General features: G+C 66.6%; 13 protein-coding genes and 4 pseudogenes. 7 read left to right on the forward strand and 10 right to left on the reverse strand.

What is annotated here, in order from left to right:
• Positions 1-134 precede the first annotated feature (134 nt).
• Both QH290_RS20165 and QH290_RS20170 read left to right on the forward strand, forming a co-directional pair.
• Positions 135-1,319: a 4-hydroxybenzoate 3-monooxygenase gene (locus QH290_RS20165; RefSeq protein ID WP_280267342.1), complete on the forward strand. Its 1,185-nt coding sequence runs from the start codon at positions 135-137 to the stop codon at positions 1,317-1,319.
• Positions 1,316-2,605, forward strand: coding sequence for an aspartate kinase (locus QH290_RS20170; protein WP_280267341.1), 1,290 nt, complete (start codon positions 1,316-1,318; stop codon positions 2,603-2,605). Before QH290_RS20165 ends, QH290_RS20170 begins: the two co-directional genes overlap by 4 nt.
• A 239-nt stretch (positions 2,606-2,844) precedes the next feature.
• Here QH290_RS20170 and QH290_RS38160 read toward each other — a convergent pair.
• Both QH290_RS38160 and QH290_RS20175 read right to left on the reverse strand, forming a co-directional pair.
• Positions 2,845-2,952 (reverse strand): annotated as a pseudogene (locus tag QH290_RS38160) (MarR family transcriptional regulator); the annotation flags it as partial.
• A 947-nt stretch (positions 2,953-3,899) separates the two neighbouring features.
• On the reverse strand, positions 3,900-4,172 hold the full coding sequence (locus QH290_RS20175) for a hypothetical protein (protein WP_280267340.1): 273 nt from the start codon (positions 4,170-4,172) through the stop codon (positions 3,900-3,902).
• 475 nt (positions 4,173-4,647) lie between these two features.
• On the opposite strand from QH290_RS20175, the gene QH290_RS20180 reads away from it, so the two are divergent.
• The 3 genes from QH290_RS20180 (at position 4,648) to QH290_RS38170 (ending at position 6,478) form a co-directional block, all read left to right on the forward strand.
• On the forward strand, positions 4,648-4,800 hold the full coding sequence (locus QH290_RS20180) for a hypothetical protein (protein ID WP_280384509.1): 153 nt from the start codon (positions 4,648-4,650) through the stop codon (positions 4,798-4,800).
• Positions 4,801-5,490: 690 nt separating this feature from the next.
• Positions 5,491-5,793 carry a hypothetical protein gene (locus QH290_RS38165; RefSeq protein WP_425301789.1) on the forward strand — a complete coding sequence of 101 codons (303 nt, stop codon included), beginning with the start codon at positions 5,491-5,493 and terminating at the stop codon, positions 5,791-5,793.
• 34 nt (positions 5,794-5,827) lie between these two features.
• Positions 5,828-6,478 carry a hypothetical protein gene (locus tag QH290_RS38170; protein ID WP_425301794.1) on the forward strand — a complete coding sequence of 217 codons (651 nt, stop codon included), beginning with the start codon at positions 5,828-5,830 and terminating at the stop codon, positions 6,476-6,478.
• A 164-nt stretch (positions 6,479-6,642) separates the two neighbouring features.
• Here the strand turns inward: QH290_RS38170 and QH290_RS20190 are convergent, their stop codons facing one another.
• The 3 genes and pseudogenes from QH290_RS20190 to QH290_RS38180 form a co-directional block, all read right to left on the reverse strand.
• Positions 6,643-7,053, reverse strand: coding sequence for a Gfo/Idh/MocA family oxidoreductase (locus QH290_RS20190; protein ID WP_280267339.1), 411 nt, complete (start codon positions 7,051-7,053; stop codon positions 6,643-6,645).
• A 40-nt stretch (positions 7,054-7,093) separates the two neighbouring features.
• Positions 7,094-7,363, reverse strand: a pseudogene (locus QH290_RS38175) (hypothetical protein); the annotation flags it as partial.
• Between the two features lie 16 nt (positions 7,364-7,379).
• Positions 7,380-7,601, reverse strand: a pseudogene (locus QH290_RS38180) (Gfo/Idh/MocA family oxidoreductase); the annotation flags it as partial.
• Between the two features lie 182 nt (positions 7,602-7,783).
• Here QH290_RS38180 and QH290_RS20195 point away from each other — a divergent pair.
• Complete coding sequence (locus tag QH290_RS20195; RefSeq protein ID WP_280267338.1) at positions 7,784-8,371, forward strand: TetR/AcrR family transcriptional regulator; 588 nt, start codon at positions 7,784-7,786, stop codon at positions 8,369-8,371.
• 32 nt (positions 8,372-8,403) lie between these two features.
• Here the strand turns inward: QH290_RS20195 and QH290_RS37955 are convergent.
• From QH290_RS37955 to QH290_RS20215, 5 genes and pseudogenes are all read right to left on the reverse strand, one after another.
• Positions 8,404-8,586, reverse strand: a pseudogene (locus tag QH290_RS37955) (hypothetical protein); the annotation flags it as partial.
• 261 nt (positions 8,587-8,847) lie between these two features.
• Positions 8,848-9,444: a dihydrofolate reductase family protein gene (locus QH290_RS20200; RefSeq protein WP_280267337.1), complete on the reverse strand. Its 597-nt coding sequence runs from the start codon at positions 9,442-9,444 to the stop codon at positions 8,848-8,850.
• An 8-nt stretch (positions 9,445-9,452) separates the two neighbouring features.
• The gene (locus QH290_RS20205; RefSeq protein WP_280267336.1) at positions 9,453-9,992 is read right to left on the reverse strand and encodes a hypothetical protein; all 540 of its coding nucleotides are present in this window, start codon (positions 9,990-9,992) and stop codon (positions 9,453-9,455) included.
• A 73-nt stretch (positions 9,993-10,065) separates the two neighbouring features.
• A complete protein-coding gene (locus QH290_RS20210) occupies positions 10,066-10,854 on the reverse strand; it encodes an alpha/beta hydrolase (protein WP_280384512.1) in 789 nt (262 codons plus the stop codon).
• A gap of 142 nt (positions 10,855-10,996) precedes the next feature.
• Positions 10,997-11,911 (reverse strand): helix-turn-helix transcriptional regulator, encoded by a 915-nt coding sequence (locus QH290_RS20215; protein ID WP_280384515.1) that lies wholly within the window; start codon positions 11,909-11,911, stop codon positions 10,997-10,999.
• Between the two features lie 27 nt (positions 11,912-11,938).
• Here QH290_RS20215 and QH290_RS20220 point away from each other — a divergent pair, with 27 nt between their 5' ends.
• Entirely contained in the window at positions 11,939-12,268 is a 330-nt protein-coding gene (locus tag QH290_RS20220) for a hypothetical protein (RefSeq protein WP_280267333.1), read from the forward strand.
• Positions 12,269-12,285 lie beyond the last annotated feature (17 nt).

Below are 12,285 nucleotides of genomic sequence, written 5' to 3' on the forward strand. Positions count from 1 at the left end.
CCCCCCCCCCGCCCCCCCCCCGCACCGCACCCCCCCCCCGCTGTTTTCGGCCCGCGTACCAGCGTTGTGCTCGGGCTGCGTTTTTCATGTTCTCTCACTTGGCTTTCGTGTTCCCACACCCGATGGAGAAGCTCGTGACCAGCCAACACATCAAGGTCGTCATCGTCGGCGCCGGTCCCGCCGGACTCGTCCTCGGTAATGCACTGCTGCGCAACGGAATCGACTGCGCCATCGTCGAACAACGCACCCGCGCCTACGTCGAACAACGCGCCCGCGCCGGCCTGATCCAGCACCGCACCGTCGAAGCCCTGCGCGACCTCGGCCTCGCCGAGCGTCTCCTCGCCGCAGGCGCCCGCCACACCAGCTGCGAATTCCGTGCCCAGGACCTCCGATTCACCCTCGACTACGCCACCCTCGCCGACGGCGCCACACACACCATCTACCCCCAGCAGAACCTCGTCCGCGACCTCATCGCCGCATTCATCGCCGACGGCGGCGACCTGCGCTTCGACACACCAGTCATCCGACTGCACCCCTGCCGCGAGCACCCTGCGGTCGCACTCGGCGACGGCACCGAACTCACCTGCGACATACTCGCCGGAGCCGACGGCGCACACGGCGTCACCCGCGCCGCGCTCCCGGCCACGGCGATCGGCGAGCACCACCGCCACTACCCGTACCGGTGGATCACCGTGCTGGCCGCCGCGCCGCCGTCCACCACACAGATCATCTACGGCGCCCATCGCGATGGCTTCGCCGGCCACATGCTGCGCACCTCCACCGTCAGCCGCTACTACCTGCAGTGCGGCATCGACGACACACCCGACGACTGGCCCGACGACCGGATCTGGGAAGCACTGCAGCACCGCCTCGCCACCAGCGACGGCTGGACCCTCACCGAAGGCCCCATCCTGGACACGGGCCTGCTGGACATGAGCACCTTCGTCACCACCGGCATGCAGGCCGGAAACGTGTATCTGCTCGGTGACGCCGCCCACGTGATCACCCCGGCTGGGGGCAAGGGCATGAACCTCGCCATCGGCGACGCCATCGAACTCGCCCGCGCCATCGGCGCCCGCCTGCACCAGGGCAGCACCGAACACCTGAAGCTGTACACGAGTAATCGGCTCGGGCCGATATGGCAGGCCCAGCACTTCTCCGACTGGCTGCTGCATCTGATCAACACCGCACCCGCCGACGATGATCCCGACTTCGACTACCAGCTGCGTCGCGCACGGCTGACCGAGCTCGCCCACCGGGCGGACCTGGCGACCTGGTTCGCCCGCAATTACGCCGGACTGGAGGTGAACGCGCGATGAGCCTGGTTGTGCAGAAATATGGCGGCACCTCGCTCGGCGACGCCCACAAAATCCGCCACGTGGCCCGCCGCGTCGCCGCCACCGTCCGCGACCGGCAACCGGTCGTGGTCGTGGTGTCGGCCATGGGCGGAACCACCGACACCCTACTCGCACTGGCCCGCACGCTCACCGACGACCCGCACCCGCGCGAACGCGATCTGCTGCTCAGCACCGGCGAGCAGACCTCGGCCGCCGCCCTCGCGCTCGCCCTCCACGAGCTCGGCACCCCCGCCCGATCCTTCACCGGACGAGACGCCGGCATCACCACCGACGGCGTCCACGCCCGCGCCCACATCACCGACATCGACCCCACCGCCCTGCAGGAATGCCTCGCCACCGGAATCGTGCCCGTGGTCACCGGATTCCAGGGAGTCGCCGCCGACACCGACGAGATCACCACCCTCGACCGCGGCGGTTCCGATACCACCGCCGTGGCGCTCGCTGCCGCGTTGGGCGCCGAGACCTGCGAGATCTACACCGACGTCGACGGCGTCCATACCGCCGACCCCCGGCACGTGCCCGGCGCACCCACGATCACTCACCTCACCTACGAGGACATGAGCGAACTCGCCGCTAACGGCGCCACGGTCCTCGCGCACACCGCAGTCGACTACGCCGCCCGCCACCACGTGTCCCTGCACGTCCGGTCCAGCGCTACCGATCTCGACGGCACGCGGATCGGCACCACCACCGGCCCGACACGAACGGTCACCGACCGGCACGGCACCGTCATCGCCGTCACACACCAAACCAACCAACTGCGTTGCCGACTCGTCGCCGTCGACCCCACCGCGCTGACCACAGTCTTCATCGCCCTGGCCGACACCGACCTCCCCCTCGACATGCTCACCTACCGAACCGGTGACACGAGCAACCCGCCAGCGCTGCAATTCACCGTCCACGACCACGACCACGGCCCCGCCGACCACGTACTGTCGACTCTCGCCAGAGCGAACGGTCTCGACGGCCACGAATGGTCCGGGCCCATCGGCAAACTCACCCTCGTCGGCCACGGCCTCGCCACCCCACGCGTCCTGTCCCGGGCATTGAATGTGCTTCGCTCCCACCGCATCACCGTCGAGGACCTGTCCGTCCATCCCCGCCGCATCTCCATCACATGCCCCCGCGACGCAACCCACCACGCCCTGAGCCACCTGCACCACGCGTTCTTCGCCTCTGACAACATCCGCACCGCCACACCGGCATTGGCCACCATCACCCGCAAACAAATCGCCGCCGCACACTGACACGAACCCCACGATCCCGCCGGCCCGAGCCGACACGCCACCGGCACCCGCTCATCCGACCGGCTCAGGCCGCCGGACCACCAGCACGCAACCGCGAAAGCACCGGGCCCAGTACCGGATCCGGTTCCAGCTGCGAATAGATCGACGACAAAGTGGCCTCTAAAGCAGCCGTAAAACAGCACAGCCGCCTCGAAGATCGTCCGGCCGCCGCGGGTGAGTTCGGCCGTCACACCCCGCCCATCCGTCGGGCACGCACCACGTTGCACCAACTCGGCCAGCTCCAGCCGAGCCACCAACCGCGTCATCGAACTGGCATTCAATCCCACCGCATCGGTCAGCTCCTGCATCCACAACCGCCCCGTCGCCGACTCCGCCGGTGCTCGGTGAGGAGGTCCCCTCGCGGGTGGAATACGCTGCCCCAGTGGTCGTCTCGGCCCGGGTGGTTGTGGTTGCCGCGACAGACGAAGTAGTCGCGGCCGGCAACGCCCCACGCGTCGAGACGAGACCACACCGCCCGCGCCTGCTCCACCGTACCGGAATCGGTGAGTTCACCGGCCACGATCAGATGATCGACGGCGCGGTCCGGCCCGGCGCAGCTCGTCCAGCACGGCATCGAACATGATCCCGAGATGATCGTCGGTGTCATGGCACACCCCCGGTAGGAACCGGTCAACAGCAACCCGCTGACGTGTTCGCCGTAGTGCAGGTCATTGGTGAGCGCGACGGTCCCCAACAGTGGCCCCGGCGGCATCAACGTCGCAACAATGCCAGTGCTCTCCGGAGTCCCGGGACGCCGGGTGACCAGCGCTCGCCCGGCTCCGCGCGCTGCCCGCTCGAATACGCCTCGAACCGGTACCTGTGGCCGATTCCGACCCATTCACCTCTGCATAGTGATATGCGGTTGGACACGGGTCGAAGTAGACCGTCCGTGCCCTTCCGCAGCCGTCGGCCGACGCCAAGCGTACCTCGGTGTCGGCGGGGCGGACCGCAGTCTCCCCACCCGGTCCCGGGCCCGACTGGTCCAGATCCAGCACCACCCACCGGTCCGTGACGGTCACCACCTCCAGATCCGAGGAATCGATCGAATCACGCCATGCCCAAACATAGTTCAACCTCGGCATCGACAGCGAGGCGAACCTCGGCGCCCCGACCCCCACCGCCCCCATCGCCGACATTGCCCAGCCACACCGTCCGAAGCCGCATGCTCGTCATGGGTGCCCTCCGGCTGACGGAACGGCCTTCAGCATTCGACATTTGCGGCTATCAACCGGCAGCCCACAACCGACGGGCTGCGCTACGAGGCAAACACTCGGCGAGTCACCGGCTCATCCTCACGAAAGACAAATCGGTCGACGCAGGGCCGACCGGCTACGGCATCCGAGGATGCGGGAGGATCGGCGAACGGGCCGTAGAACACATACAGGTCCCAATACTCCCCAGACCCATCCTCCTTACGACGAACATCGAACCCGATCTCGCGCACCGGGCGCCAGAAATCACCACCGCGCGGATCACGAATCACATCGCCATGACGGACCTCGGTCACACGCACCGTCTCCGTACCCATCCTCGCAATTCCTCACAGCCGTCGATAGTTGATTGCCCCGCCCCGCACAGTGATTATCGCGCACCTCACGACCCAGTCAAGGGCACATTGCCTCTTGACGCCCAGGCGTTGCCAGCACCTGCGGCAGGTGTATCCCAGCACCGACGACCCGCTCCGGACACCTCCACGTCAAACTGCCGACATCCAGCGGTGCCATGCTATGAGGTGCGGCGCGTCAACCCGAGACAACCTTCGCCTCGGCAAGCGACTCCACGACCCCCACATGTGCAGTCCCTACGGGGCGAGACACCCGCTGCGCGCCGCTCGGGGTCAAATCCCCACCGGCCCCATCCTCCGTACGACGCGACATGGTGACGGGGGCGCAATCACAACAGCCATCCAGACGATCGGCGCTCCGGGATTCCTCGAAGACAACGGATTTCACCATCAGTACCCGGCAACCGGTAAACATGAATCATGAGGGACTGTGGAGTGTATGGATCGAGAGCCGCTGCACGCTCACCGGGACGGACCGTCTGAGAGCCGGCACACCGTGCACGACGCATCCGACCTGGCGCAGGCATGCGTGTTCTACGAATGGCTCATGACCGAAGCCGACGCACTCGACGCGGCACTACAACCCAGCTGACCCGCGCAGCGTCCTACGAGCAAGCACCGAGGCCCTGCTGCTCGACCACGACCTGCGCGAAGTCCGCCGCTGCTTGAACCAGCTACTCACCCGATTTCACGAACCGAACTGACCTCCTCCGAGCAGAGGACAACACCCTAATCACATTGGTAGCGGCGGCATTCCTCCACGGTTGGGTAATGCAGCGGCCCTGGTCCAGCCGCCCTTCTCCGCGCGAAAACTCTCTGCGCCCACGGTTTTGCAACACACTCCACAGCCGAAGTTCTCCTGCAGTACTCGGCAGAGTGACCTGAAGGTTGATAGCGGTTAATCCCCAGTCGGGATGCCGCACAAGGTAATCGGCGAGAATCTGACCGGTGTGTCTACGGCCGAGGGGACGAACCGGAGCGCATACGCCGAGATCACCCCGCTCTACCGGTGCCTCGACATCGTGCACGGCACGGCCCTGGCCCGCGCCGAACGACGACTGCAACGCAAGTTCACAATCCTGTTCGAGGCCAACACGATTCACTGCTACCTGCAGGACTCCTACGCACAGATCCAAGCCCGGGGCAGCCGTACAGCTGTACGTGCCACTGCTCGCCGAATGCTTCGCCCGACAACAACTCCAAGCCCGAGCCAAACTGGAGGGCCGCCTCGAACACGCGATCCCGCTGGTGCTGGCACCGCCGCACGTTCAAAGTCCGTACCATGGTGGTGGATCCGACTGCGTCGTGCCCGCCGGACCCCGTCTCGCGCGCGTTCGATCAGGGCCGCCCAGACGAATGGGTGCCGCGGGCGCGGAACTACGATTCGGTGCGAGATCTGGTCGCCGAGCGGGTGGCGAAATCGCAGGGCCGGATCTCGGCCGAGCGACTACTGCCGGCCGCGCAAGCGGCCGGTTACGAGGGGGCACCGCGGAACTTCCGGCGACTGGTCGCCGACCAGAAAGGCGTTGTGGCGCAAGGATCATCATCGGGCCGCCGTCCGGCGGTGTGGTCGCTGGGTGAGTAGTTGGTGATCGAGTGGGGCCGAGACCGCACCGGGGTTGCAGTTGTTCTGCGCGGTGCTGGCATTCTGGCGGTGGCGGTTCGTTGCGTTCGCTGCGGACCAGCGGCAGTCGACCACCCTGGCGTTGCTTGCAGAGGTGTTCGCCGCCCTCGATGGTGTTCCCGCCCGGGTGCTGGCCGACCGGATGGGCTGCCTCAAGGGCGGGGTGGTCGCGGGCGTGATGGTTCCGACCGCTGAATATGTCCGGTTCGCAACGCATTACGGTTTTCGCCCCACTGGCACCCCGCAGCCCCGCCCGGCCGGTGACGCACTGATCCTGGACCTGCCGACCGCACCCACCCGCTCCCTCGACGCCGGGCTACGGCGCCTGAAACTGGCTGCGGCCCGCCGGACCGCCCCGGAAGTGCTGCAGGTCGCGAAGACACAGCGGTGGATCCGGGAAGAGGTGCTGCGCACCCTGATTGAGGCCAAACTGGCCGCCTGCGACTCCTCCAACGCCCGCATCCGACTCAAAGCTGCCGCGTTCCCGGTCCTCAAACCCTCGACAGCTTCGACGTCGCCGCATCATCGATCCCGCAAGCAACCTTCGACTACCTGTCCTGGAATGGGTTCGCGCGCAACACAGTACCGCACTGATCGAATCGGTCGATATCCGAGGGTAGCAGACCGCGTGGGAAGAGGTGTCTAACGCGCGATATTCGGCGCTTACGCAATGATGCCCTGGGCGCAGTTCTCAAGGCATCACGAAAGCTGTTGTGGCTATTGCTATTTCTTGCCGGATCCGCCGCTGTTGGCATCGTCCGCACCTGCGTAGTGGGCTCAGCTGGGAACTCTGTCGCACTACATGTTTGACTACGAGATGTAGCGGACGATTCCATCGGCCGCGGACTGTTCGATGGCGGCGAGGAGTCGGTGGTGGCGCAGGGCGGTCTCGAAGCTGGGATGCGGTTGTCGGGCTTCGGTGATGGCCTGGGCGACCTCCTGATAGAGGGCTGCGATATTGGCGGGCAGGCCGACCTGGATGATGGCGGGGACGGTGCGGTAGGTGTCGGGCATGGCCAGGGTCTCGTCGCCGATCCGGATGTCCCAGTCACCCCAATTAATGAATGTCCTAGGCTGGGTTGGGGTGGCGGTCAACGTTGCGTCGCTGCCGACGAACTCGAGGCGGAACCCGTAACGGGCGGGCCCGTTGCCGCCGTGCATGACGACCGACGCGGTGGCGCCGCTGGCCAGCAGCACGTGGCTGGGCGTGGCGTTGGGCACCGTCTGTTTTGTCCGGCGATGAGCACGCGGTCGTGCGCGCGGGCAGCCGTGTGGAGACTTCGGTCAGTGGGCCCGCGACACGTTCGAGTGCGGCCAGGAAGTGACCAGCCATGATGCTCAGGATGTTCGTTCCCTCCGAACCGTCGAGGCCGAACACCAGGTCCGGCCATATTCGACTCCCGCCCCAGGGGGCGCCCTCCGCCACCAACGCGACCGATTCGAGCGTGCCGATCCGGCCGTCGGCCAGCAGATTCCCGACGAAGCGGGCACTCGGGGAATGGTGGCCTTGGAGGACGACCGCGTGAACGATGCCTGGCGGCGGTAGCGGCCTCGGTCAACTCGCCCGCTTCGTCGGCGTTGATGCCCAGTGGCCACTCGGACACGACGTGCTTGTCGGCGTCGAGCGCTGCCCTGATCACGGCGGCATGCCCGGACGTCTTCACTGACACGACGACCAAGTCGACCTCAGGGTGCGCGATGAGTTCGCACGCGCCGGCGAAGGCGTGCCGTACGCCGTGAGCGGCCGCCGCCCGGTCCGCGCTGGCTTGGTTGGTGGTCGCGACCGGCGGTCACCTCGAACTCCTCGATCGCTGCGAGCGCGGGTAGGTGCGAGTTATCCGCCCAGCCGCTGGCCCCGACAACTCCGACTCGGATCATGTATCCCACTCCTAGTTCTGTACCTTTCCGTAATACCAATAGGTAAAATATGGAGAGGGCAACGGAGGACGGCATGCCCGGTGGACGCCCACGCTCGTTCGACGCAGACACCGCACTCGACCGCGCATTGGAGGCGTTCTGGCGCAACGGCTTCGAAGGCACGTCGCTGGCCGACCTGACCGCCGCGATGGGCATCAACAAGCCCAGCCTGTATGCCGCCTTCGGCAACAAGGAGGAACTGTTCGGCAAGGTCCTTGCCCGCTACCTCGACGGCCCCGGCGCCTACGCCGCCAACGCGCTGGACGCGTCTACCGGCCGCGAGGTCGTCGAGCGGCTGATCCACGGAGCCGTCGACCTGACAGCAGGCGACAGCACGCCCCATGGTTGCCTGTGCGTCAAGACCGTTCAAGGCTGCGGATCCGACACGCACGCTGTACACCAGGACGTCGTTGCGGTGCGCAAAGCCGGCGAGGCGGCACTGCGACGGCGGCTCGAGCAGGCCACCGACCTGCCGACCCACCAGGAACCAGCCGACCTGGCCGCACTCGTCCACACGATCTCGGACGGCATCGCCGTCCAGGCAGCGGCCGGGCGCAGCCGCGACGAGCTGCGGCAGGTGGCCAACTCAGCGCTGCGCGCCCTCTTGGACGAAGGCACGTAGACCCCACCGTGACGAGCGCCGGGTCGGGGCCAGAAGAGGGTGTCGCGGACACGGAGCGGCCGGTACCCGGTCGGTACGAGCCGGGCAAGTTCAGCGGCGGTGTCAACTCGATGGCGCCGAAGAAGTTGATGTTCTCGCTGTGAGCCGGGCTGATATGCGCCAGCACATCGTCATCGATCCGGCGTCCGGGCTCTGCGCATCTGGTCGACGGCGAGGACCGGTGAGCAGCCATGCGTCCAGCTCCGTGCACCCGCTCAGGTGTGAACTCGGGCGCGAGCCATGGTCGCTGCTCGTCGACCCAGCCGCGTCCGACAGACCACTCGCCGGCTACTTCTTCCGCGATGGTCCGCGTCAGCGGCGAGACGGCGGACAGGGCGATGACCCAGTCCGATCGCGGCGACACACGCCCGCAGCGTTCGCCGTGGGATCCAGCCTACCGGAGCAGAGCGGCGGCGGGGGCGTATGCCGACCGCAGGTCAGGATCTCCGGGCGGGCGCGCGGAGCGAGGGGCAGTAGACGAGCTCTTGGGTGCGCCCGTCCATGATCCGGCTGTCGAGCAGTTCGAGGTCGAAGTCGTCAGCACCCGCGAGGACCGGGCTGGTCCCGGTCCTGCCCGAGATCGCGGGGAAGATCGTCACCTGCACGCGGTCGACCAAGCCAGCGGCCAGCAGTGACCGGTTGAGCGACAGGCTCCCCGGCGAACGCAACGGCACATCCGATTCCTCCTTGAGCCGGGCCACGATCTCGGCGGCGTCACCCTTCACAATGGTCGCGTCCGGCCAGCCGAGGGTGTCCCGCAATGTGGACGACACCACGGTCGCCGGCATGTGCATCGTCCGGATATTCCATTCATCGAGCGCGTTGGGATCGATGCCGGAGGACATGATCTGCGCGATCTCCCGGAAGGTATTGGCCCCGAACACCATTCGTTGGTCAGTGGCGAACAGAGTCGCGCGGTGTTCGAGCAGTTCAGGTCCCTGCTTGCCCCAGTAGCCGCCCCAGTCCGCATCATCGGCGTAGGAGCCGTAGCCATCGAGGGTGGTGAAGACGTCCCAGGTATAGGTGGCGGTCATAGCGCTCCTCAGGTGTCGTTCGATCGGATGGACGAAACAGGTGGCCAGAGCTGGCGGCCGACGGCCAGCGCGGCGACGTGGTACGGGGGCAGCGGTTCGTCCTCGGCAACTACCTCGACCAGCACCGCGTCCACGTCCAGACCGTTCTGCAGACGGGATACGTCGGTGCCTGCAGCGCACACGACGACATAGAGCACCGCTTCGGGCGTCCCAAGCCTGCGGGCCTTCACGATGCGGCGCAAGCCCGGTTGACCGGACACGCGGGCGAGCAGATCGGTCTCGGCGGGTAAGCCGTCGGGATCGGCGGCAGAAAAGAACGGGGCGAGATCCGCGCAGCCCAGTACAGGACCGGTGTCGACTCCGGGCGGGAGGACTCGCTCCGGGCGGGTGAGGTCGATGCCGTAATAGGTGACCTTGTGGGTCAGGGAGCGCTCCAGGTCTTCCAGTTCGCGAGCGGCCAACAGTGAGCGGAGGGTCGCCAGTTCCCCGTCTGGGAGCCGTCCCGCCAGGCGGCGCAGCAGGTCGACGAGAACTGTTATCTCGTTCAACCGCGACCGACCGTCAGCGCGGAGTTCGGGAGGCGGGGCCCGGATGACAAATCCATCTGCCGGTTGTGTCGCGTTACGGGTTCGCCGTGGTCCGCGCGGGCAGTTCGGCTATGCCGAGCCTGCTGCGCAACCAGCGCAGGACCGGAGGCGCGACCTGCTCCACCGCGGATGCGGCGATGATCCAATGCGGCAGGCCGGGATGTACCTGATGTTCGGCTCGGTAACGGGCTGCGATGCGCGCCGAAATCCACGGCGCGACATTGCGATCGGCGCCGGCGCTGACACACAGGACCGGGCAGGTTACCGCTGCGGGATCGACACGGACCGACGGCGAGCCGAAGGTCATGGCCCGAAAGACCCGCCCGGAATCGGGAACCAGCTGCGAGATGATCCGCGCTTGCTCGGCCGCGGCGAGCGTGCTCAACGGGACCGCTCGCATCGTTCGCGGGCTCGGCAGGAACGACCGGCCTGCCAGCACGGCAGGCAGAACCGGGAACAGGTGCGGCAGTGGCCGCAGTTGCGGCCACAGCACGCCGGGCGGGATGGAGGCCAGCAACACCAGGGCACGGCAGACCCGAGCCGCGGCCACTTTCTGCGCGACCAACCCGCCCATGCTGTGCCCGATGACGATCGCTTCCCGCCCCAGATCGTCATAGGCGGCGAGGGCCGCGTCGACGCAATCGCGCACACCGGTGCGCCGAAGCACTCGATGATCGATGGGATCACGTCCGGGCAAAGCCGGTGCCACACAGTCGAAGCCGGCCCGGGCGAAGAAGCCGAGCCACGGCTCCAGCAGCGCCGGACGCCCGAAGACGCCGTGCAAGAACAGAATCGGCGGGTTCTCCCCGGAGCTGTCGGTCATGGCTCCCCTTGTTCTCTCGAGTCCTGCGGCGTGGCCTGGCAGGTGCATGCGAATACCGGACTACCAGTATCCTTTCCAGCTGCCGATCGGCACAACCAGTGACAGCGGCGGCTATCCACAGCGTGGATACCCACTTGGCCGCCTACTCGGCAGCGGCCTGCGACCACGGACGGTCGACATTGCTGGCCAGCATCCTCAGCTTGTGCTCGGTGTCGGGGTGATCGTTCGGATGAAAAACCAACAGCAACTGACCGGGATTCTGCGGCAGGTGCAGCACAGTGTCGGTCAATCGCAGCTCACCCACCTCCGGATGATTCAGATCGACGCCACCGAGCGGCCTGGAGCGGACACAATGCGAACTCCACAGCGTGGCGAACTCGTCGCTTTCCTGCCGCATGCTGCTGACCAGGCCTGCCAGTCCCGAATCACCGGGATGGTGTGCGCAGGCAACCCGCAATCGGCCGACGATATCCTCGGCGACGTCTCGCCAATTCTGGAACAGTGCGCGCGATTCGGCGTCGACAAGAACGGTCCGGATCCAGTTCACCGTCCCGTCCTGCGGCGCGTCGAACGACAGGTGCGAAGCAAATACCTTGTGCGCGAGGCGGTTCCAGCCCAATACCGTCAGATCGTGGCCGAGCACCCCGGCCGGCGCGGACAGGCTGCTCAGCAGTGCCGACAGCGCGGGATCGAGCCGGGCGGCCGGACTGACCCGCCCACGCCTCGGCTGGAATCCGGCCAGCCTGCACAGGTACGCGCGCTCGTCGTCGTCCAGCAGCATCGCTGTCGCCAGCGCCTCGACGATATCGGCCGACGGCACCCGAACGGAGCCTTGTTCGATTCGCGTGTAATAGGAAGGACTGAGTCCCGCCAGTGCGGCGATTTCTTCGCGACGCAGCCCGGGAACCCTCCGCGCAGTGCCGTCGAACATCTCGAGCTTCGTCGGATCCAGCACGTTGCGACGACTACGAAGGAACTCTCCGAACGTTTTCGCGGTCGAATCCTGTGGCCGCATAGACGCATATGCTACCGAGTTTCCCGGCCCTTCACCGACCATAACCGCACTATCCGCCCGCTCGGAGCCGTGCTCGCCGGGCAGCACGACGAGGGGACCGAGGCCGCCGCTACCCTCGGCTCGGAAAACGACATCCTCATAGAGTTCGCAACAGCCGGATTCAATGGGATCCTCGCCCAGATCGCGACGGAGCGCGTAGAGTTGATCACCAGATCGGCCACCGTGATCGTGCGTCGATGCCCCACTCCGGATTGCACGATGCTCTTCGTCAAGAACCAGGATTCCACCGGCGCTGCCTATTCCCTGACCCAAACCCCCTTGACGCGAGGCATTTCTCGCGGACGTGCTGCGGCGCGCCATAACTTCGCGTCACGCTCTATTGAAAACTATTTCCAATAGATTTCAGGATCTCGGCC

Source organism: Nocardia wallacei (genome assembly GCF_029869545.1).
Lineage (GTDB): Bacteria > Actinomycetota > Actinomycetes > Mycobacteriales > Mycobacteriaceae > Nocardia > Nocardia wallacei_A.

Bases quoted from the DNA above. Each gene is read 5' to 3' on its own strand.
- QH290_RS20170 (WP_280267341.1), top strand. From the start codon at position 1,316: ATGAGCCTGGTTGTGCAGAAATATGGCGGCACCTCGCTCGGCGACGCC.
- QH290_RS20175 (WP_280267340.1), bottom strand. From the start codon at position 4,172: ATGGGTACGGAGACGGTGCGTGTGACCGAGGTCCGTCATGGCGATGTG.
- QH290_RS20180 (WP_280384509.1), top strand. From the start codon at position 4,648: ATGGATCGAGAGCCGCTGCACGCTCACCGGGACGGACCGTCTGAGAGC.
- QH290_RS38165 (WP_425301789.1), top strand. From the start codon at position 5,491: ATGGTGGTGGATCCGACTGCGTCGTGCCCGCCGGACCCCGTCTCGCGC.
- QH290_RS20195 (WP_280267338.1), top strand. From the start codon at position 7,784: ATGCCCGGTGGACGCCCACGCTCGTTCGACGCAGACACCGCACTCGAC.
- QH290_RS20200 (WP_280267337.1), bottom strand. From the start codon at position 9,444: ATGACCGCCACCTATACCTGGGACGTCTTCACCACCCTCGATGGCTAC.
- QH290_RS20210 (WP_280384512.1), bottom strand. From the start codon at position 10,854: ATGACCGACAGCTCCGGGGAGAACCCGCCGATTCTGTTCTTGCACGGC.
- QH290_RS20215 (WP_280384515.1), bottom strand. From the start codon at position 11,911: ATGGTCGGTGAAGGGCCGGGAAACTCGGTAGCATATGCGTCTATGCGG.